18 protein-coding genes are annotated in these 17,544 nt (G+C 70.3%); 11 read left to right on the forward strand and 7 right to left on the reverse strand.

Annotation, left to right across the window (positions count from 1 at the left end; genetic code table 11):
* Nucleotides 1-25: 25 nt before the first annotated feature.
* The 3 genes from ACFW22_RS19015 (at nt 26) to ACFW22_RS19025 (ending at nt 2,263) form a co-directional block, all read left to right on the forward strand.
* Nucleotides 26-664: a hemerythrin domain-containing protein gene (locus tag ACFW22_RS19015; RefSeq protein WP_386405653.1), complete on the forward strand. Its 639-nt coding sequence runs from the start codon at nt 26-28 to the stop codon at nt 662-664.
* A complete protein-coding gene (locus ACFW22_RS19020) occupies nt 661-1,167 on the forward strand; it encodes a DUF1772 domain-containing protein (protein ID WP_386405656.1) in 507 nt (168 codons plus the stop codon). The genes ACFW22_RS19015 and ACFW22_RS19020 overlap by 4 nt, the downstream gene beginning before the upstream one ends.
* 100 nt (nt 1,168-1,267) lie before the next feature.
* Nucleotides 1,268-2,263 carry an AraC family transcriptional regulator gene (locus tag ACFW22_RS19025; protein WP_386405659.1) on the forward strand — a complete coding sequence of 332 codons (996 nt, stop codon included), beginning with the start codon at nt 1,268-1,270 and terminating at the stop codon, nt 2,261-2,263.
* 40 nt (nt 2,264-2,303) lie between these two features.
* Here the strand turns inward: ACFW22_RS19025 and ACFW22_RS19030 are convergent, their stop codons facing one another.
* The 6 genes from ACFW22_RS19030 to ACFW22_RS19055 all read right to left on the reverse strand — a co-directional run bounded on the left by ACFW22_RS19030 (nt 2,304) and on the right by ACFW22_RS19055 (nt 8,538).
* A complete protein-coding gene (locus tag ACFW22_RS19030; protein WP_386405662.1) occupies nt 2,304-3,041 on the reverse strand; it encodes a 4'-phosphopantetheinyl transferase in 738 nt (245 codons plus the stop codon).
* Nucleotides 3,038-3,880, reverse strand: a complete 843-nt coding sequence (locus tag ACFW22_RS19035; RefSeq protein ID WP_386405665.1) for an alpha/beta fold hydrolase — start codon at nt 3,878-3,880, stop codon at nt 3,038-3,040. The genes ACFW22_RS19030 and ACFW22_RS19035 overlap by 4 nt, the downstream gene beginning before the upstream one ends.
* Nucleotides 3,877-4,356 (reverse strand): SRPBCC family protein, encoded by a 480-nt coding sequence (locus ACFW22_RS19040; protein ID WP_386405668.1) that lies wholly within the window; start codon nt 4,354-4,356, stop codon nt 3,877-3,879. The genes ACFW22_RS19035 and ACFW22_RS19040 overlap by 4 nt, the downstream gene beginning before the upstream one ends.
* Before the next feature lie 92 nt (nt 4,357-4,448).
* Nucleotides 4,449-5,966: an FAD-binding protein gene (locus ACFW22_RS19045; RefSeq protein WP_386405671.1), complete on the reverse strand. Its 1,518-nt coding sequence runs from the start codon at nt 5,964-5,966 to the stop codon at nt 4,449-4,451.
* Between the two features lie 95 nt (nt 5,967-6,061).
* Entirely contained in the window at nt 6,062-7,627 is a 1,566-nt protein-coding gene (locus ACFW22_RS19050; RefSeq protein ID WP_386405674.1) for a flavin-containing monooxygenase, read from the reverse strand.
* An 11-nt stretch (nt 7,628-7,638) separates the two neighbouring features.
* Nucleotides 7,639-8,538 carry a class I SAM-dependent methyltransferase gene (locus ACFW22_RS19055; RefSeq protein ID WP_386405677.1) on the reverse strand — a complete coding sequence of 300 codons (900 nt, stop codon included), beginning with the start codon at nt 8,536-8,538 and terminating at the stop codon, nt 7,639-7,641.
* 391 nt (nt 8,539-8,929) lie between these two features.
* Here ACFW22_RS19055 and ACFW22_RS19060 point away from each other — a divergent pair, with 391 nt between their 5' ends.
* The 3 genes from ACFW22_RS19060 to ACFW22_RS19070 are packed head-to-tail and all read left to right on the forward strand — an operon-like array spanning nt 8,930 to nt 10,929.
* Nucleotides 8,930-9,184 carry a hypothetical protein gene (locus ACFW22_RS19060; RefSeq protein ID WP_384876848.1) on the forward strand — a complete coding sequence of 85 codons (255 nt, stop codon included), beginning with the start codon at nt 8,930-8,932 and terminating at the stop codon, nt 9,182-9,184.
* Nucleotides 9,185-9,193: 9 nt separating this feature from the next.
* Nucleotides 9,194-10,180 (forward strand): 3-oxoacyl-ACP synthase III family protein, encoded by a 987-nt coding sequence (locus ACFW22_RS19065; protein ID WP_386405681.1) that lies wholly within the window; start codon nt 9,194-9,196, stop codon nt 10,178-10,180.
* The gene (locus ACFW22_RS19070; protein WP_386405684.1) at nt 10,177-10,929 is read left to right on the forward strand and encodes an SDR family NAD(P)-dependent oxidoreductase; all 753 of its coding nucleotides are present in this window, start codon (nt 10,177-10,179) and stop codon (nt 10,927-10,929) included. The genes ACFW22_RS19065 and ACFW22_RS19070 overlap by 4 nt, the downstream gene beginning before the upstream one ends.
* 154 nt (nt 10,930-11,083) lie before the next feature.
* Here the strand turns inward: ACFW22_RS19070 and ACFW22_RS19075 are convergent, their stop codons facing one another.
* Complete coding sequence (locus tag ACFW22_RS19075) at nt 11,084-11,977, reverse strand: BTAD domain-containing putative transcriptional regulator (RefSeq protein WP_386405687.1); 894 nt, start codon at nt 11,975-11,977, stop codon at nt 11,084-11,086.
* Between the two features lie 281 nt (nt 11,978-12,258).
* On the opposite strand from ACFW22_RS19075, the gene ACFW22_RS19080 reads away from it, so the two are divergent.
* The 5 genes from ACFW22_RS19080 to ACFW22_RS19100 are packed head-to-tail and all read left to right on the forward strand — an operon-like array spanning nt 12,259 to nt 17,461.
* Nucleotides 12,259-13,470 carry an aminotransferase class I/II-fold pyridoxal phosphate-dependent enzyme gene (locus tag ACFW22_RS19080; RefSeq protein WP_386405690.1) on the forward strand — a complete coding sequence of 404 codons (1,212 nt, stop codon included), beginning with the start codon at nt 12,259-12,261 and terminating at the stop codon, nt 13,468-13,470.
* Between the two features lie 37 nt (nt 13,471-13,507).
* Nucleotides 13,508-14,764: a beta-ketoacyl-[acyl-carrier-protein] synthase family protein gene (locus ACFW22_RS19085; RefSeq protein WP_386405693.1), complete on the forward strand. Its 1,257-nt coding sequence runs from the start codon at nt 13,508-13,510 to the stop codon at nt 14,762-14,764.
* Complete coding sequence (locus ACFW22_RS19090; protein ID WP_386405696.1) at nt 14,761-15,624, forward strand: MaoC/PaaZ C-terminal domain-containing protein; 864 nt, start codon at nt 14,761-14,763, stop codon at nt 15,622-15,624. The genes ACFW22_RS19085 and ACFW22_RS19090 overlap by 4 nt, the downstream gene beginning before the upstream one ends.
* Entirely contained in the window at nt 15,621-17,201 is a 1,581-nt protein-coding gene (locus ACFW22_RS19095) for an AMP-binding protein (protein WP_386405699.1), read from the forward strand. Before ACFW22_RS19090 ends, ACFW22_RS19095 begins: the two co-directional genes overlap by 4 nt.
* Nucleotides 17,198-17,461: an acyl carrier protein gene (locus ACFW22_RS19100; RefSeq protein WP_384876832.1), complete on the forward strand. Its 264-nt coding sequence runs from the start codon at nt 17,198-17,200 to the stop codon at nt 17,459-17,461. Before ACFW22_RS19095 ends, ACFW22_RS19100 begins: the two co-directional genes overlap by 4 nt.
* The last annotated feature ends 83 nt before the right edge of the window (nt 17,462-17,544 follow it).

The following is a 17,544-nucleotide window of genomic DNA, read 5'->3' on the forward strand; positions in this document are numbered from 1 at the left end:
GGTGCACCGATTTGCAGGAGGTCCGATGCCCACCCCCCAGCAGCCCTTCTCCAGCGAACACGGACTGGCTTCGTTGCCCGCCCACTTCCACGGCTTCGCCTTGATGCACGTCGCCATGAGACGCGACGCGGCCCGGTTGCGGGTGGCTGCACCGACCTGGCGCGCTTCCGGTGCGCCGTGGTGGCAGCGGTTGCGGGAGGTCATCGTCTGGCACCACACCAGCGAGGACGAGGTGTTGTGGCCCTCGTTGCGCCGTCGTGACGCCGACTTCGACGCGCAGGCGGGTGAGCTCCAGGAGGATCACCGCGCGTTGGACGCGGCGATGGATGCGGTGTCCGTTGCGATCGAGCGGGGCGGCGAAGGACTGGTGGCGGCTGCCGCCCGCTTCGAGGAGGTGCTCCGGGAGCACCTGCGGGACGAGGAGGAGATCGTCTTTCCGGTCTTCGACCGGCTCGGGGAGCGTGCCTATCTGGCCGAGGAACGGGCGCTGATCCGCACGGCGCCGGCGCGGGTGATGACGTACCTTCAGCCGTGGATGTTCGACGGGGCGCCGGCCGCCTCGGTCGCCCGTGTTTCCGCGACGATTCCGCCTCCTGTCCGGCTGATCGGTGCGACGCTGTTGCGCAGCCGGTACGAGCGCACGCTGAAAGGACTCCTGACGTGACGAGTACGACGACCCAGTCCGTGACCCTGGTCGCGGCGACCGTCGGCACCGGCTTGATGGCCGGGCTGTACTTCGCCTTCGACGTTTCGGTCATGCCGGGGTTGGGCCGCGGTGACGACCACACCTACGTCACCGCCATGCGCAACATCAACACGGCCATCGACAACGGCCTGTTCGGTCTGGTGTTCCTGGGGGTCTTCGTGGCCACCGGGCTGGCCGCTGTGCAGCAGCAGCGCGGTGGGCGTGCGGACGCCGCCCGGTGGGGATGGCTCGCCTTCGCGCTGTACGGGCTGTCGCTGATCGTGACGGCCGCCGTCAACATTCCGCTGAACAACCGGCTGGCGAAGGCCGGACCCGACCTGGCGGTTGCCCGGGCCGGCTTCGGCAGTCGGTGGAACACCGGCAACCTGGTGCGTACCGTGGCCTGCACGGCCGCGCTCGCCGCACTGGGCCGGGCGCTGACCCTGCACGGCCGGGGGTCTGCGGTTGCGGGTCGGGTCTGAGGACCACGACCCCTCGTGAACGGGTGCCCGCTCTCTCTTCGTCCCCCCGTGGGAGAGCGGGCACTTCGCCGTACCACCGCCGGAGAGGACGCAACGCCCCATGGACACACTGACCGGTCTGCTGGAAGGGCCCAAGGCCCGCGGCGCCTTCCTGCTGAAGTCCGTCTTCAATCCTCCCTGGTCGTTGCGGGTCGAGGACCGCGCCCCGATCTCGGTGGTCACCATGGTGCGCGGCGAGGCGTGGGTGTTGCCCGATCAGAGCCAGCCGGTGCACATCCGTCCCGGGGACGTGGCCGTGGTGCGGGGGCCGGATGCGTACACGGTGGCGGATGCGCCCGGCACGCCGGTGCAGATCACGGTGGGGCCGGAGCAGCGGTGCAGCACCGTGGAGGGGGAGGACGTCACCCATGCCATGGCGTTGGGCGTGCGGACCTGGGGCGACAGCTTCCAGAGCACCGATGCGGCCGTGATGCTCAGCGGCACCTACCAGGGGCGCAGTGAGATCGGGCGTCGGTTGCTGTCCGCCCTGCCGACGCTGGTGGTGCGGCCGGCGGAGTCGTCGGACAGCACGCTGATCAGGTTGCTGGCGCTGGAGATCGGGAAGGACGAGCCGGGCCAGGAGATAGTGCTGGACCGGCTCTTGGACCTGTTGTTGATCGGGGTGCTGCGGACCTGGCTCGCTTCTCCGGGCAGTGGTTCCCCCGCCTGGTACCGGGCGCAGAGCGATCCGGTGGTCGGCCCGGCGCTGCGGCTGTTGCACGACAATCCGGCGCACGGTTGGACGGTTGCGGAGCTGGCGGTCAAGACGGGGGTGTCGCGGGCTTCCTTGGCGCGGCGGTTCACCGATGTGGTGGGTGAGCCCCCGATCGCCTACCTCACCGGTTGGCGGTTGGCGCTGGCTGCCGATCTGTTGCGGGAGCCCGATGCCACGGTGACGACGGTGGCCCGGCGGGTGGGGTACAGCTCGGCGTTCGCGTTCTCTGCGGCGTTCAAGCGGGTGCGGGGGGTCAGTCCCCAGGAGTTTCGTTGGGGCGCCGTCCCGGCCGTCCCGGAAGGGGTCGGGACGGTCGGGGGCACGGTGGTGCTCCCGGCCTGAGCGGGCGGGGGCGCCGGGGTCGTGCGCCGGGTGGCGGCGGTCAGCCCCGTCGGACGGTCGCCGTCAGCAGCAGGGGGCCTTCGCGGAGCCAGCGGCCCTGGAAGCGTGGGTCCGTCGGCGTCGGTGACGGCGGGTGGAGCACGGCGGTGAAGGTGCCTTCGGGGGTGAGGTGCACGGTGGCGTCGCGGAAGCCGAGCCACATGCCGGTGATCGGGTACCACGCCTTGTAGATGGATTCCTTGGCCGAGAACAGCAGTGTGGGCCAGGGGGTTTCGGGATGTGCGTCGGCCAGTTCGGCCAGGTGGGCGCGTTCGGCCGGTGAGGTGGTCAGTCCGAGTACGCCGATGGGCAGCGGTTCGGCGGGCTCGGCATCGATCCCCAGGGTGAGGGTGGTGGGGGTGCGTGCGGCGGCGGCGGCCCGGTAGCCGTCGCAGTGGGTGATGCTGCCGGTCACGCCGGACGGCCAGCGGGGGGCGCCTCCTCGGCCGGGCAGCAGCGGCTGTGGGGGGTGGCCCAGTTCGGCCAGGCAGCGGCGGGCGCAGGCCCGGGCGGTGGCGAACTGTTGGCGGCGGCGGGCCCGGCGTCCTTCCATGAGGGCGGCTTCGGCGGGGAAGAGCGGGGCGGGAGCCGTGTCGTCGAAGGCTTCCGCGGAGGCGACGTCCGCGGGCAGGAGCCTGGCGATCAGGGGCGTGCCGGGTGGGGCCGCCGCGATGGCCGGTGGGGGCGTCGCCGTCCGGGTCGGGGGCCGTCGGGCCGTGGTGGGGGCGGTGGTCGTCACGGCCGGCGGGAGGAGAGTTCGCGTACGGCGTCGACGATCTGCTCGGGGTGTTCCAGGGGCAGCATGTGGCCGGCGCCGGGGAGCGTGTCGAAGCGGGCCCGGGGAAGTTGCGCGGCGAGCGTCTTGGCCAGGTCGATGTCGATGACCTTGTCGCGGTCGCCGTGCAGGACGATGGCGGGGGTGTGGACGGAGGCGAGTCGGTCGCGCAGGTCCCAGCCCCGGGTGCAGCGGAAGAAGTCGGCGCGCACGTGTGGAGCGGTGGCGCAGAACAGTTGTCGGTTGATTTCCAGGGCGTGGGGGTCGGGGTTCTTGGACATGGTGGAGGACAGCAGGCGGCGGCCCAGTGGGGGGCGGGCGAGGGCGCGGCTGAACAGGGAGCTGCCCATCATCTTGACTTCGCCGTCGGGGGTGTCTTGCCCGTGTGCCGCGGTTCCCAGCAGTGCCAGTCCGGACAGGTGGGCGGCCCGGTCGTCGAGGGCGGCGTAGGACAGGGCGGCGAAGCCGCCGCCGGAGTGGCCGGCCACCACGGCCTGGTGGGCGCCGGTGTGGTCGAGCACGGCGGCCAGGTCGGCGCCCAGGCGGGGGACGTCGAGGGGGGTGCGGCCGAGGGTGGAGGCGCCGTGGCCGCGCTGGTCGTACAGGACGACCCGGTGTCCGTGGCGGATGAGGCGGTCGGCGACCGTTCCCCAGGCGCGGCGGGAGTGCGCCCAGCCGTGGACCAGGACCGCGTCGCCGGCCGGGGCGGTGTCCCGCAGCGGGGTCAGGACGGTCACCGCGAGTTCGGCTCCGTCGTCGGTGCGGACCGTTGTTTCCCGGGTGCGTTCGAAGGTGGTGGTCATGCCGGCACCTCCGTGGAGAGCTGCCGGTCCAGGGCGGCGAAGGCGGCCAGGGCGGCGCGGGAGTGCTCGGCACCGAGGTCGGCGACCTTGGCGAGCAGGGTGAGCGGGCCGTGCGGACGGGCGGCGAAGTGCATCGCCAGTCGGGTGCGTCCGTCGGGCAGCGGTTGCAGGATGAAGCTGGCGGGGCCGCGGAAGCTGCCGTCCACGTATTCGATGTCCAGGCGGCGTCCGGGGTCCACGGCGGTGGTGCGGGCGGTGAAGCGGAGCTTGAGGCCGCCCTTGTCGACGCCCTTGGTGTGCACGGTGACCTCGACCTCGCCTCCGACGGCGTCGGGCGAACCGGTGCGGGTGGCGAAGGTGTTGGCGGGCACCCACCACTTCTTCGCGCCGCGGAACTCGGCGATCAGGGCGTCCCAGACGGTGGCCGGCGGGGCGGCGATCACCGCCTCGTCGATCAGGTCGTACGTCGTCGTCATGGTGTGGCCTCCACAGGGGATGGTGCGGCGGGGGTGGGGTGGGGCGCCCCTCCCCCGCCGCCGGGGCTCCGTGGCCGTGCGGGTCGCCGCGGTCAGGCGAAGATGCCCTGGCCGGGAGTGAGGATGTTGGCGGGGTCGTAGCGGCGCTTGGCCCGCAGGAAGTCCGACCAGTGGCAGCCGTAGTGCGCCTTCCAGTCGTCCTGCGTCATGTTCGGCACGGAGCCCACCAGGTAGCGCTTGGCGCCCATGGACACGGCGATGTCGTACAGGCGGCGGTTTTGCTGCAGCATCGCCTGGATGCCGGTTTCCCCGGGGTTGGGGAAGCGGAGCAGGTCGAAGAGGTAGCCGACGGACTCGTTGGGCTGGACCGCCAGCGGCCTTCTGATGCGGGAGGTGAAGTACGGGTAGAACAGGAGGAATCCGCCGCCGAGGGAGTCGGCGTTCAGCTCCTGCTCGACGATCTTCATGAACGCCTTGGTCTTGGAGGCGGGCAGGAAGAGGCTGAGCCAGGGCTTGGGCTGGTACCAGTGGCCGGACTCCTTGAGGTAGGCCTCGTAGGCGTCGAGCCGGAACATGTAGTCGCGGTAGGGGACGTCTTCGATGACGGCCTGGGAGCGGACGTCGTGCAGGCCGTCGAGGAGCGCCTCGCGGTTGGGCGGGGTGGTGTCGTAGGTGGCGCCGAGCTCCATCTTGTAGCCCCAGCCGGAGCCGTCGGGCAGCTGGAGCATCTCTCCGGCGCGGACGTCGAACCGGTTCTTCTTCAGGAGGAGTTCGAAGTCGGCGAGGTAGGTGTCCAGGTCGGCGTAGAGCAGGCTGAAGATGACGGCCCGCTCGGGCGCGGGAACCAGCTTGACGGTGGCCCGCACGATGATGCCGACCTGACCGCCGCCGGCCAGGGCCGCGTTGAACAGGTCGGCGCGCTGCCAGGGGGTGGCGGTGACCAGGCGGCCGTCGCCGGTGACGATGTCGAGGGAGGTGACGGTGTCCACCATCAGTCCGTGCCGGTGCACGGTGCCGCCGATGCCGCCGACGCTGAGGGTGCCGCCGATGGAGATGTAGAGGTAGTCCGGCAGGGCCGGCGGGGTCAGGCCCCGGGCCATGGCGGCGTCGGTGAGCTGGCCCCAGGTCGCTCCGGCTTCGACCACGGCGTGGTCCTGCCCGATGGAGATGATCTGGGACATGGCCCTGGCGTCGATGGAGATGCCGCCAGGGACGCGGGCCTGGCCGTACACCGAGTGCGATTCGATGTCGGTTCCGGTGCCGCCCTGGCCGTTGACGGCGACCTTGATGCCGTGGGTGCGGGCGAAGTTGACGACGGCGATGATGTCGTTGACGTTGCCCGGTCGCAGCACCGCCCAGGGCTTGGCACCGTCGAAGAGGTGGCCGAAGTCGTGGGCGAAGGCGTTGACGGTGTCCGGCGAGGTCTCCAGGGTGCCGGCGAGCGCCGGCACGGGGACGACGTCATCGGTGGCGGTGGCCGGGGCGGTCGTCGCCCAGCTTTGGTCCACGGTGTTCCAGCCGACCACGGCGACGGTGGTGGCAGCGAGACCGGTCAGTACTCTGCGGCGGGTGGGAGCCGGGGCGGTGCCCGGTCTCGGGGTGGTGCTCATCGGCGTAGGTCTCCCCATTCGCATGGCGTGGTTCATTCGGGTTCTTGGCTCGCGGTCCGAAGCCGGGGCCGTGGCGGGCGGCTTCGGGCGGCGGCCTAGGTGTGCGCCGCCCGTCGGGCGCTGGTGACCTGGGATGCGAGTTGGTACTCGGACAGGTCGAAGCGCTTGGTGGCCCGGCGGAAGCGCCAGGTGTAGGTGGGCCAGATCGACGGGTTGCGGCCGCTGGCGTCCAGGTACCAGCTGTTGCAGTTGCCGGCGTTCCACACGGTGCCGTCGAGCTTGGCGTCCAGGGCCTCGTTGTAGGCGTCCTGGGCTTCTTGGCGGACCTCGACGCTGGCCAGGCCGCGCTTGTCCATCTTCTTCAGGGCGTCCAGCACGTACTGGATCTGCGCCTCGATCATCACGGTCTGGGAGGAGTGGCCCAGGGTGGTGTTCGGGCCCAGCAGCATGAACAGGTTGGGGAAGCCCGCGATGGTGGTGCCGCGGTGCGCCGCCATGCCGCGGTCCCAGGCCTCGCGCAGCTGCACTCCGTCGCGGCCCCAGATGCGGCGGGCGACGGGGCGGTCGGTGGCCTGGAAGCCGGTGCCCAGGATGATGGTGTCGACCTCGCGCTCGGTGCCGTCCTGGGAGACGACCGAGGTGGCGCGCACCTCGGCGATGCCGTCGGTGACGATGTCCACGTTGGGCTGCTGGATCGCCGGGTACCAGGTGTTGGAGAACAGCAGGCGCTTGCAGGCCATCACGTAGTCGGGCGTGAGCTTGGCGCGCAGCGTCTCGTCGGCCACCGACTTCTTGAGGTGGTCGGAGGCCATCTTCTGCATCTTGCCGGCGACGTTGGGGCGGGCCATGACGAAGGCCAGGATCTCGCGGCCCCACATGTTGAAGTTGCGGCGGAAGATCTGGTAGCCGGGCAGCGAGCGCAGCAGTGCGCCCTGGAGCTTGCTGGTGGGCTTGTCGTTCTTCGGGCCGACCCAGGGAGGGGTGCGCTGGTAGAGGTCCAGGTGCCCGACCTCGGGCTGGATCTTGGGCACGAACTGGATGGCGCTGGCGCCGGTGCCGATGACGGCGACGCGGCGGCCGGTCAGGTCGTGGTCGTGGTCCCACTGGGAGGAGTGGAAGACCTTGCCCTGGAAGTCGGACAGGCCCTTGATGTCAGGGACCGCGGCTTCGCTGAGGTAGCCGGTGCCGGTCACCAGTACCTGGGCGGTGTAGCGGCCCTGGGAGGTGTCGATCTGCCAGCGCCGCTCGTCCTCGTCCCACCGGGCGGCCAGCAGCTCGTGCTGGAAGCGGATGTGCGGGCGCACCCCGAAGCGGTCGGCGGTGTCGCGCAGGTACGCGTACAGCTCGTCGCGCTTGCCGAAGGTGGACTTCCAGTGGGGGTTCCTGGCGAAGGAGAAGGAGTACAGGTGGGACATGACATCGCAGGCACATCCCGGATAGCTGTTGTCGCGCCAGGTGCCGCCGACCTCGTCGGCCCGCTCGAAGACGAGGAAGTCGTCGATGCCCGACTGCAGCAGTCGGATGGCGGTGCCCAGGCCGGAGAAGCCGGTGCCGATGACCGCGACCCGCAGGTGCCGGGTGGGGCCGCGGCCTGCGGAGGCGTCGTCGGTGGCGGTGGAACGGGCGCCGCCGTCCCTGGCCGGTTCGAGAATGCTCGTCACGTCGGTTCTCCTCAGCGGCGCGTGATGGTGACGCGGAAGTTGTTGAAGAACTTGTCTTCGAGCGTGTAGGCGAAGATGTCCAGGTAGCGCTCGAAGCGGGCGACGACTTCCTCGCCCTCCATGGCCACGGCCTCGTCGCGGCGGGCGGCCAGCAGCTTGAGCCAGGCGCGGCAGGCCACGGCGAAGGACTCGCGCTCGTTGACGATCTCGTCGACGGCGAAGAGGCCCTCGGCGGCGGCGCTGAGCTCGCTGAGGTGGGGGATGTGGCAGCCCTCGAACTCGGAGCGCTGGAGGAACTTCAGGTCGTCCAGCAGCGCGCGGTTCATCGGCAGCGCCTCGGCGGTCATGGTGTGCAGCACGAACTTGGCGCCGGGCTTGAGGGCGTTGGCGACCTGCTGGAAGAAGAAGCGGTAGCGCTTGGTGCGCTCCTTGGGCGGCAGGTTGGAGGAGACGAAGTGCTCCAGTGCGTTGATGCAGAAGGCCGCGTCGTACTTCTCGGACTCGTCGGCGACCTGGTAGTCCGCCCAGCTCTGCACCAGGGTGGTGATCTTGTCGTTGCCCAGGGCGGTGATGAAGTCCTTCTGGGTGCGCGACAGGGTCAGGCCCACTCCGGCCTCGGCGCCGTGGATCGTGGTGAGGCGGTTGAGCATGGTGCCCCAGCCGCAGCCGATGTCCAGCACCCGCTTGGCGTCGCTGCCGGCCTGCACGCCGGCGAGTGCGGCGAAGGTGTCCAGCTTGCGCTCCTGGGCCTGGTCGAGGTGGCCGACGAGGTCCTCGCCCTCCTGCCAGTAGCCGCCTGAGTACATCATCGTGGGGCCCAGCAGCAGCCGGTAGAAGTCGTTGCTGACCTCGTAGTGGTGCCTGATCGCGTCGACCTCGGGGTCCACCGACTTGGGGGCGACCGTTGTCATCCTGTGGTCCTCTTTTCCTGTCCGGCTCGGGCGATGCCATACGGTGCGCCGTATCGGTCGGTTCCCTTGATTCGGGTGGGTCCCCGTGCACGCGGGACCCTTGAATGTGCGCGGTCCCCGTATCGGGCCGTTCCTTTTCGGCGTTGCCGTGACCTCTTCCGTGGCGTGGCTCGGCGTGGCTTCTTCTGCTGCTGCGCGTTCTGCTTCTGTGGGGCACGAATTCGCGACTGAGGAAACAGGAGGTGCCGCAAGGCGGGCGCAAGACGGCGGGAAAGCGGGGGCGGGAGCGGGCCGTGCAGCGTGTTGCGCCTTCCTTGCGGGTTCGAAGTTTTCATCGCTTCCAACACAACGACGCTTTGCCGAGTTGCACCGCCGAGAGAGGACCGACCCCATGTCGCTGCCGACCATCGAAGAACTGGCGAGCCAGCTCGAGGCCGTTTCGGGTGCCGCCGAGGTCAGCCCCGACGCCCCGCTCCAGCACATCGCGGACGTCGACTCGCTGGACCTGATGGAGTGGCTGTACGGCTTCCAGAACCAGTACCCGCACATTCCGGCCGATGAGTCGCTCTTCGCCGACCTCGACGACACCACCACCCTGCGGGACGTGTACGCCAAGATCACCGCCCTCGTTCCGGCCCAGGCATAGGCAGGTTCCATGACCGGCTTCGACATCACCGGGTGGGGCATGGCCGTACCCGAGCGCATTGTCACCAGCGCGGAGCTCGCGGAACGTTTCGGCGTGGACGAACACTGGATCGTCAGCCGGTGCGGGATCCGGGAGCGGCGAGCGGTCTCCCCGGGGCAGACCACTGCCTCCCTGGCCGTCGAGGCCGGTCGGCGGGCGCTGGAGAAGGCGGGGCTGGAGGGCGCTGACATCGCCCACCTGATCGTCGCCACCGCCACGCCCGAGCAGCCGTCCCCGGCGACCTCCGCCTTCGTCCACCACGAGTTGGGCATCGGGGGGAGCGCGCACGACGTGAACTCCGAGTGCGCGGGCTTCGTCTACGGGCTGGTTTCGGCGATGGCGCTGATCGCGATCGATCCGCGGCCGATCCTGCTCGTGGGCTCCGACACCCACACCCTGACGGCCAACCCGGACGACCGGGACCTGTCCATCCTGGTCGGGGACGGCGCCGGCGCGATCGTGCTCCAGCCGGGTCCGGACAACCGGGTCAAGGCGTGGAACCTGGGGGCCGACGGCTCTTGCGCCGGGTCCTTGAAGGTGCTCGCGGGCGGCAGTCGCATGCCGACCACCGAGGAGACCGTCAAGGCGGGCCTGCACTACGCGCAGATCAACGGCAACGAGATCTACCTCAATGCGGTGCGCTACACCGTGCGGACGGTGCGCGAGACCTTGGAGAGCGCCAAGGTGGAGGCGGCGGACGTCGATCACATCGTCCCGCACCAGGCGAACATCCGGATCATCAACTCGATCCTTTCGCACACCGGTCTGCGCCCCGAGGCGTTGATCACCAATCTGCACAAGTACGGCAACACGGCTTCGGCGTCCGTTCCGATCGCGCTCACCGAGGCGCTGGAGGAGGGCCGCATCAAGGCGGGCGACAAGGTCCTGCTGGCCGGTTTCGGTGCCGGTATGACGTGGGGTTCGATCTTGATGGAGTGGGGCGGTGTCGCGGCATGAGCAAGAACGGTGCGGGTGAGCGGCCCACGTCCCCGGTCGCGCTGGTCACCGGTGCTTCGGGCGGCCTGGGCCAGGCCCTGGCGCTGGAGTTGGATGCACTGGGCTGCCGGGTGGCGGTGCACTACAACAGTTCCCGGGACGCCGCCGCGGCGGTGCAGGACAAGCTCACCCACCCCTCGGTCCTGGTCACCGGTGACGTCGGGTCCTGGGAGGCGGTACAGGGCCTGTACCGGCAGATCGAGGACGAGCTGGGTCCGGTGGACGTGCTCGTCAACAACGGGGCCGTCCGCAAGGACAGTTTGATGGCCATGCAGAACCCGGCCGATTGGGCCCAGGTCATCCAGACCAATCTGATCGGTTCCTTCCACACGGCGCGCGCCGCGGTGCCGGGCATGTTGCGCAGGCGGTGGGGGCGGGTGGTCAACGTCGTCTCCCCCTCGGGCATCATCGCCACGGCCGGGCAGACGGCGTACTCGTCGTCCAAGGCGGGCCTGATCGGTTTCACCCGTACCCTGGCGGCGGAGTGCGGCCGTCGCGGGGTGACGGTGAACGCCCTCTCCCCCGGCTTCATGATCACCGGCATGACGAAGGACCTGCCGGACCGCGTCGTGGAGGGGATGGAGGGCAAGGCGCCGATCCCGCGGTTCGTGACGGTGGAGGAGGTGGCCCGCAGCATGGGGCTCTTCTTGGACCAGGACTGCATGACGGGTCAGGTCATCAGCATCGACAGCGGTGTCAGCATCACCTGATCCACCGGCGACCCCGGAGCTCGTGCCGAGAGGTGCACGGGTTTCGGGGTCGTCGCGCGTGTGGACCGGCCGCGGTGGCGCCGCCTTCCCCTTTTTCGCGCCTCGGCCCCGGCCGCCCGTTTCCTCGGGCGGTCGGGGCCGATGTGTGCCCGGGTCAGGACGCGCGGGGCGCCACGTGGACGGCGCAGCCCCGGTCGGCCAGCGAGCAGGGCTGGGGGGTGGCGGTGGGGGCGACTTCGAACATGCCCATCAGGACCGGGTCGACGTAGGTGTACCGGCGTGGCGCCGGGTGCGGTTGGGGGGTCCTGAGCAGTTCGAGGTAGGCGGCCTCGGTTTCGGGGGCCGGGTCGATGCCCAGTTCTTCCGCCAGTACTTCCCGCAGTTGCTGGTAGCTGCGCAGCGCCTCGGCGCGGTTGCCCGCCCGGGTGTGTGCGGTCATCCGGCAGCGGTAGGCGCTCTCCCGGAACGGTGCCCGGCGCACCGCCTCTTCGGCGTAGCGCAGCGCGTGGTGTTCGTCGCCCAGTGCGGACGAGGCGAGGCTGGCGGTCTCCAGGGCCTTGAGGCGGAGCTCTTCGAGTTGCTCGCGCATGGCGTTGACCCACTCGCCCTCGTGTGAGGAGAGGAATGACCCGCGTAGATTTGTGACGGCGCCGGCGGCGAGTTGTTGCGCCACCGCGTAGCCGCCTTCGGCGTAGGCCTCGGCGGCTTCCGTGACCGCCGTCTCGGCACATTCCACGTCCACTGCCGCGTCCTGGGGTATCCGCAGGACGTAGCGGCCGCCCTGGGCGACCAGGGGGGTGGAGCCCGGGGGGTCCCCGGGGGTGGTGACGAAGGTCCGGACGCGGCTCACCACGCTGCGCAGGGCGGAGGCCCAGGTGTCCGGGAGGCCCTCGGGCCATACGGTTTCGGCCAGTTGACAGCGATCGGTGCCGGAGGCGCGCTCCAACAACAGCCGCGCGAACGCCACCTGCGCCTGTGCGCTGGAGAGGTGTTGCGGCGGAGCTCCGTCCGGTTCGATCGTGACGAGACCTACGAGTCTGATCAGCACTATGCACTCTCCGAAAACGGTCGGCTCCCGGCCGTGTCCCCCATGGTTGATGCGGAATCGAAGATACCTGCGGGGCTTCTTCCGGTGTCAACAACCCGGCCCCGACGCGAAGGATGCTCAACCAGGATTCCAGGACGGCCCTTGCGCTCCACCAGGAATCCTCTTGCGCCGTCATTGCGCCTGGTGCGTCTTAATGAAATTCCACTGAGGCCCGCCGGGAGAAGCGGTGGGACGACGATGGAGTTCCGGAGCCGCCGGACGATCGCGACGAGGAGAAGCACGTGAATGCATCCACTGCCTGGGCCCGTCTCGAGCCGAAACTTGCCTATTTCCGGGACCGGGTGCAGGCATTGGAATACGAGCCGGTCCGCAAGAACAGCTTCATCGCGTACACCGTGGAACGGGACTCCGCCTACGCCGACCAGGACGGTCGGCGGCTGCTGATGATGTCCGGCTACTCCTACCTGGGTCTGGCCGGGGACGAGCGGGTGGTGAGTGCCGCCAAGGCGGCCGTCGACCGCTACGGTACCGGTAACCACGGGGTGCGTGCCCTGGCGGGGTCGACTCCGCTGCATGAGGAGTTGGAGGCCGAGGTCGCCAAGTTCGCCGGGCGCGAGCGGGCCTTGGTCTTCGGCTCGGGGTATGCCGCCAACGTCGGTACGGTGGGTGCGCTGGTCGGTCCCGGTGACACCGTCTTCATCGACAAGTACGACCACGCCAGCATCGTCGACGGCTGCAAGCTGTCGGGGGCCACGGTCACCCGTTTCCGTCACAACGACGTGGGGCACCTGGAGCGGCGTCTGGCTGCTGCTCCGGACACGGGTGTGCGGCTGGTGATCGTCGACAGCGTCTACTCCATGGACGGTGACATCGCGCCGCTGCCGGAGCTGCGGCGGGTGTGCGACGAGCACAATGCGCTGCTGATGGTGGACGAGGCGCATGCGCTGGGGGTCATCGGTGCCACCGGTCACGGCATCGAGGAGCACTTCGACTACGAGGTGAAGGTCGACGTCAAGCTCGGCACCCTGTCCAAGGCGATCCCGTCGATGGGGGGTTGGGTCGCCGGTTCGGCCGATCTCGTCCACCACCTCAAGTACGCGGCCCGTCCCTTCCTGTTCTCCGCGGCGCTGGGGCCGGCCCAGTCGGCCGCGGCGCTGGAGTCGCTGCGCATCCTTCAGCGCGAGCCGGAGCGCGTGGAGTTCATCCAGCGCGAGTCCGCCCGCTTCCGGGACATGCTGCACGAGGCCGGCATGTCGACGGTCGACTCCGAGACCGCGGTGGTTCCGGTCATCGCCGGTTCGGACGAGGCGGCGTACGACTACGCCACGGTGTGCCGCAAGAACGGCGTCATCGGACTGCCGGTGGTCACCCCGGCGGTGCCCAACGACCTGGCGCGGCTGCGGATCGCGATCACCGCCGCCCACACCAAGGCCGACATCGATTTCGCGGCCGAGGCGTTCATCTCCTCCGCGCGCGAGTGCCGGATCATCTGACCGTCGGCCTGCCTGCGGGCGGGGACAAGGAGCAGACATGCCTGGATCATCGTCCAGGGGCAGTGCCGCGCAGCCGCCGGTCGCCATCACCGGCATGGGCGTGGTCACTCCCGGCGGGTGCACCCCGGAGGAGTTGTGGAAGGCGCTGTGCGCCGGGCGTTCCACCGCGGCTGAACTCACCCACATCGACCTTCGTAGGCACCGGGTGCGCATCGGGTGTCGGGTGCGGGGCTTGGAGGCGGTCGACGGTCTGGTCCCCGCCAAGGAGGCCCGCCGGATGGATCCCTTCGCCCACTACGGGACGGCTGCCGCTTTGGCCGCCCATCGGGATGCGGGGGCGCCGGCGGTCGAGCCGGGTCGTGCCGCCGTGGTCGTGGGCAATGCGGTCGGCGGTCGGGCCACCAGCGACCGGGAGTCCGCCCACTTCACCACCGGTGGTCCGGCCCGGGTCAATCCGCTGATGCCGCTGATGACGATGCCGAACGCCGCCGCCGCGCAGATCTCGATGCGGCTGGGCTGGACCGGTCCCGCTTGGACCGCGGCGAACACGTGCGCCTCGGGTGCGGACGCCGTCGGGCAGGCGCTGATGCTGTTGCAGACGGGGCGCGCCGATGTGGTGCTGGCCGGCGGCTGCGAGCACACCCTGACCCCGGTCACCCTGGCGGGCTTTGGGAACCTGAACGCGGTGTCGATGCGCAACGAGGAGCCGGAGCGTGCCTCGCGGCCGTTCGACGTGGACCGCGACGGGTTCGTGATGGGTGAGGGCGCCGGGTTCGTCGTGCTGGAACGGCTCGATGACGCCCGGGCGCGGGGGGCCAGGACGTATGGGCTGGTCGCCGGGTACGCGGCGACGGCCGATGCCCATCATCTGGCGATGCCGCGTGCGGACGGTGCGGGTGCTGCTGCCGCCATGGCCGGTGCGATCGCCGATGCCGGGCTGGTTGCCGAGGACATCGTGCACGTCAACGCCCACGGCACCTCCACTCCGCACAACGACCGCTCCGAGGCGTCCGCCTTGCGCACGGTCTTCGGTGATGCGCAGCCGCCGGTCACCGCGTCGAAGTCGGTCATCGGGCACCTCATCGGTGCGGCCGGTGCCGTCGAGTTGATCGCAGCGGTGCAGGCCATGCGGCACTGCGAGGTGCCGCCCACAGCCAACCACGAACAGTTGGAGCCAGGAATGGACATCGACGTCGTGCACGGCGCCCCGCGCCCCGTGCGCTCGGGACCCGCGCTGACGAACTCCTTCGGGTTCGGCGGTCACAACGCCTCCGTGGTGGTGATGCCGGCATGACGACGTTCACCCCTCCCGCCCCGGTGCGCACCGTTGTCGTGGCCGAGTCGGACGTGACGGGTTTTCGTGCTGCTGCCCGGTGTGGCCTGCCGCCGGCCCGGGCCGGTCAGGGCTCTCCGGTGCACGCTTTCGTGCTGGCCCACACGGTTGCCGAGCAGACGGTGCGTGAGCTGACTGCGGCCGAGCCGGGTCCGGTTTCGGTGGTGCATCTGGGGCAGGACATTCGGCTGGTCCGTCCCGTGCGGGCGGGCGAGCAGGTGACGGTGGCGTTGGAGGTGCGTGGGGTGCGGCGGGAGCCGCGCGGGGCCCGGATCGCGCTGTGCGTGCGGTTGACCGGCGGGCAGGAGCGCGAGCCGTTCGCCGAGCTGGTCACCTCGGCGCTGCTGGTCGGTGCGACGGGCTTGGAGTCGTTCGGTGACGTGGCCGGGGGTCCTGCGGTGCCGGCCGCGCAGGGCGTGGGCGTTGCGCAGACGGCGCACCACGAGCTGACCGCCGAGTGGATCCGTGCGTACGCCCATGCCTCTGGTGACCTCAATGCGATTCATCTGGATGAGGAAGCGGCCCGTGGGGCCGGCTTCGACGGGGTGATCGCCCATGGGATGAGCGTGGTGGCCCTCGCGGTGGAGGAGGCCGTGGATCGGTTCGCGGGTGGGGACAGCGCCCGGGTGCGGGGCTTGGGGTGTCGTTTTTCGGCGCCGGTGGCGCCGGGTGTGCCGCTGGAGATCGCCTTGCAGCCGGACGAGGCGGGCGAGGTGGTGCGGTTCACCTGCCGTACGCCGAAGGGGGCCGCGGTGAAGTCGGGCTGGATCGTGTTGGCGTCGCAGGACGGGCCGCAGGGCGTGGGCGAGGGGGCTCGATGAGTGTGACCACGACCGCTGCGCAAGCAGTTCGTGCGGCCGGGGCGGCGGGTTTTTTTGACGGTGCGGCGGGCCTGGAGGACGGCCCGGGGCTGACCGACGGGTTCTTGGCCCAGGTGCAGGCGCGTCCACATGCGGTCGCGTTGGTGTTCAACGGTGAGCAGTGGAGCTACCGCGAGTTGTATGAGCGGGCGGTCCAGGAGTGCGCCCGGTTGGACGGGTTGGGGCTGGCGCCCGGTGAGCCGGTGGGGGTGCTGGCCGACAAGTCGCCCGGCGCGGTCGCCCTGGTCCTGGCGTGTTTGTTGGCGCGTCGGCCGGTGTTGTTGCCTTCGCCTGCCCTTGCCGAGGGGCTGTTGGCCGATCTGTTCGCCCAGGCCGGGTGCCGTCATGTGTTGGCCCCGGGCGGGGAGCGGGGTCGGGTGGCGCCCAGTGGGGCCGCGGCCCAGCCGTTGCCGGTCGAGGAGGCGTTGGGGGTGGCGTTGATGTTGACCACCTCGGGCTCCACCAGCCTGCCCAAGATCGTTCCGTTGGGTCGCGAGGCCGTGGACCGGTTCGTGCGGTGGGCCGGGTCGGCCTTCGGGATCGGGCCGGACCGGACGGTGTTGAACTATGCACCGCTCAACTTCGACCTGTGTCTGTTGGACGTGTGGACCACCTTGGCCCGCGGTGGTCGGGTCGTCGTGGTGGACCCTGCGTTCGCCGCGCACGGCCGGCACCTGTTGGACCTGGTGGTGCGGCACGAGGTCCAGGTCGTCCAGGCCGTCCCGATGGCGCTGGGGCTGCTGCGGGAGGCGGCGGAGGACAAGGGCATGGTGTTGCCGGGCGTCGAGCAGGTGATGTTCAGCGGGGACGTGATCTCCGAGCGGCTGCTGGCCGCGCTGCCGGACTTGTTTCCCAAGGCCCGGCTGCACAACGTCTACGGCTGCACCGAGACCAATGACAGCTTCGTCCACGAGGTCGACCCGGCCGGTCCCGTCGGACCGGTGCCGATCGGTCTCCCGCTGCCCGGGGTGCGGGCCGTGGTCCTCGACCCGGACACCGGGGCGCTCGTGGAGGGTTCGGGCGAGGGCGAGTTGTACGTCTCCACGCCCTTCCAGAGCCTGGGGTACCTCGATCGCACCCGTCATGCGGAGAAGTTCACCGCCCATCCGCTGGGCTTGGACGAGCGCCGCTGGTTTCGCACCGGTGATCTGGTGCGGCGGGACGCCGAGGGCACGTTGCACCTGACCGGTCGTACCGATTTCCAGGTCAAGGTGCGGGGCACCGCCGTGAACACCGCCGAGATCGAGCGGGTGCTCCAGGACCATCCGGACGTCGTGGAGGCGGGTGTGGCCGCCGTGCCGGACCCGATCGCCGGGCGCCGCCTGGTCGCCGGGGTCCAGCGGGCCGCCGGGTCGACCGTGACCGGGCTGCAATTGCGCACGCATTGCGCCCGGCGGCTGCCGCGGGCGGCGATTCCCTCGCAGCTGACCGTGATCGATGCGGCACTGCCGAAGACCGCCACCGGAAAGGTCGACCGCAAGGCGCTCGACCGTCTGCCTTCCCTGTTCACCACTTCCACCGAAGGAACGGCTTCATGACCAGCACCGGCAACATCGACACCATCAAGAACTTCGTCGTCTCCGAGTTCCTGCCCGGCACCTCCCCCGCGGAGCTCCCGGTCGATCACGACCTGCTCAACGACGGGGTCATCGACAGCCTCGGCGTGCTGAAGCTGATCGCCTGGGTGGAGGACCGCTTCGAGCTCGCCGTCGGCGACGCCGATTTGGACCCGAACAACTTCCGCAGCGTCGAGGCGATCGACGCGTTCATCACCGAGGCCCGCTCGGCGGCTGCCTGACGCCCGCCGCGCGGGAGGAGCTGGGGCCGGCACCCCGAACTGTCGGCCCCGGCCTTCCCTTCCCGGCCCCGGCGCGGTGGCGG

It is taken from the genome of Streptomyces sp. NPDC058872 (assembly GCF_042743065.1).
GTDB lineage: Bacteria > Actinomycetota > Actinomycetes > Streptomycetales > Streptomycetaceae > Streptomyces.

Coding starts and splice junctions, on each gene's coding strand:
- ACFW22_RS19015 (WP_386405653.1), top strand. CDS start 26: ATGCCCACCCCCCAGCAGCCCTTCTCCAGCGAACACGGACTGGCTTCG.
- ACFW22_RS19025 (WP_386405659.1), top strand. CDS start 1,268: ATGGACACACTGACCGGTCTGCTGGAAGGGCCCAAGGCCCGCGGCGCC.
- ACFW22_RS19035 (WP_386405665.1), bottom strand. CDS start 3,880: ATGACCACCACCTTCGAACGCACCCGGGAAACAACGGTCCGCACCGAC.
- ACFW22_RS19040 (WP_386405668.1), bottom strand. CDS start 4,356: ATGACGACGACGTACGACCTGATCGACGAGGCGGTGATCGCCGCCCCG.
- ACFW22_RS19045 (WP_386405671.1), bottom strand. CDS start 5,966: ATGAGCACCACCCCGAGACCGGGCACCGCCCCGGCTCCCACCCGCCGC.
- ACFW22_RS19055 (WP_386405677.1), bottom strand. CDS start 8,538: ATGACAACGGTCGCCCCCAAGTCGGTGGACCCCGAGGTCGACGCGATC.
- ACFW22_RS19060 (WP_384876848.1), top strand. CDS start 8,930: ATGTCGCTGCCGACCATCGAAGAACTGGCGAGCCAGCTCGAGGCCGTT.
- ACFW22_RS19065 (WP_386405681.1), top strand. CDS start 9,194: ATGACCGGCTTCGACATCACCGGGTGGGGCATGGCCGTACCCGAGCGC.
- ACFW22_RS19070 (WP_386405684.1), top strand. CDS start 10,177: ATGAGCAAGAACGGTGCGGGTGAGCGGCCCACGTCCCCGGTCGCGCTG.
- ACFW22_RS19085 (WP_386405693.1), top strand. CDS start 13,508: ATGCCTGGATCATCGTCCAGGGGCAGTGCCGCGCAGCCGCCGGTCGCC.
- ACFW22_RS19090 (WP_386405696.1), top strand. CDS start 14,761: ATGACGACGTTCACCCCTCCCGCCCCGGTGCGCACCGTTGTCGTGGCC.
- ACFW22_RS19095 (WP_386405699.1), top strand. CDS start 15,621: ATGAGTGTGACCACGACCGCTGCGCAAGCAGTTCGTGCGGCCGGGGCG.
- ACFW22_RS19100 (WP_384876832.1), top strand. CDS start 17,198: ATGACCAGCACCGGCAACATCGACACCATCAAGAACTTCGTCGTCTCC.